This window comes from Chryseobacterium koreense CCUG 49689, from assembly GCF_001045435.1.
Taxonomy (GTDB): Bacteria; Bacteroidota; Bacteroidia; order Flavobacteriales; family Weeksellaceae; genus Kaistella; species Kaistella koreensis.
Window position 1 is genome coordinate 1 of record NZ_LFNG01000057.1, and the last position, 1,334, is coordinate 1,334.

At 26.8% G+C, this 1,334-nt stretch carries 1 protein-coding gene; it reads left to right on the plus strand.

The genetic code is table 11. The features are described 5' to 3' along the window. The first annotated feature begins 164 nt into the window (after positions 1-164). The gene (locus ACM44_RS14765) at positions 165-1,145 is read left to right on the plus strand and encodes a tetratricopeptide repeat protein (protein ID WP_048500832.1); all 981 of its coding nucleotides are present in this window, start codon (positions 165-167) and stop codon (positions 1,143-1,145) included. The last annotated feature ends 189 nt before the right edge of the window (positions 1,146-1,334 follow it).

Here is a 1,334-nt window from a genome sequence, read left to right on the forward strand (position 1 = left end):
ACATATAGACTGTTATATCTTTTTGAGTATCTATATAAAACACGAAATCAAATATACACAAAAAATGTTGATTTACAGTGTTTTAATAAAATAATATGAATTACTTGTGCATATAAATAACTTTCGTATATTTGAGTGTTAGCTGTAATTTCATAAACCCCGTCATGAAAAGAATTTTAGTGATTTTATTTTTTTTATTTTTCGAATTTTCACAATCTCAACAAATCAATTTACAAGGAAATTGGATACTTGACAAGATTCAATATCAAAATGGAAATCCGCTTGAAGTAAATCACCCTTCATATTCCAATTTTTTAGAATACAATTTTAATGGAAATAATCTTGAAATTAATAACCAAAAATTTAAAGTTTCAATCGATAATTCCTCGATTTCCACAAACTTTAGAAAAATGCAATATAAGTTTGAAAATGAATATCTTGTTTTGAACGAAATTGGCGATGACAAAATCTACTATTTTCTTAAAACCAATGACTATTTAACGAAATATCCAGAATTTGAACCCAATGAAATATCTTTTGAAAATAAAAAAGTATTTGAATCAAACTCAATTATAAAGCCCACATTTACAAACACTGAAAATTTTGAGGAATTTATAAGAAAAAATATCCCAAGTTATTCCTCAATTTCTGCCACTAATAATTTCTTTAAAGCAAGGTATATTTTGACAAAAGAAAATAGAATAATAGACATTCAAATTATTGAAGGAATTACAAAAACTTTTGACAATGAATATAAAAATGCTCTTTTAAAATCTGAAAAATTCATGAAGAATAATTTTGGAAAAGACCTTCTTGTAACTCAAACTTTCAACTTTTTCAAAATGTTTGCTGGACTAACAAATAAAGAAGAAAAAGAAATATATAGTTTTGTTAAAAATGGAAATCAATTCTATGAAAAGAACGAATTTGACAAGGCGATTGCTAATTACGAAAAACTATTGACTATAAATATAAAACCTGAAATTACAGAAAGATTTGGTTATTCACTAGATCAAGCCTTTGTCAACTTAGGAGTTTCTTATTTAGCAACGGAAAACAATGCAAAAGCATGTAATTCGTTTAAAAAGGTTGGAGATAAAACCAATTTTAAAGTAAGAAATTATTTGATAAACTTTTGTAAATAAAGAAACTACAGCTAACATAGGTAACCGTTGCACAACTCTGATTTTATGAACAGCAGCGTGCAAAAACACTAAAAAACAACCTCTTTTATTCTTCTGCTTCGCTCAGAAACCAGATTTAAAGGAGGTTTTTATTTTTGCTGGTGAAAGTTTCCGGAATTTCGCGTGGGCTTAAATGAAGGATATGGGAGT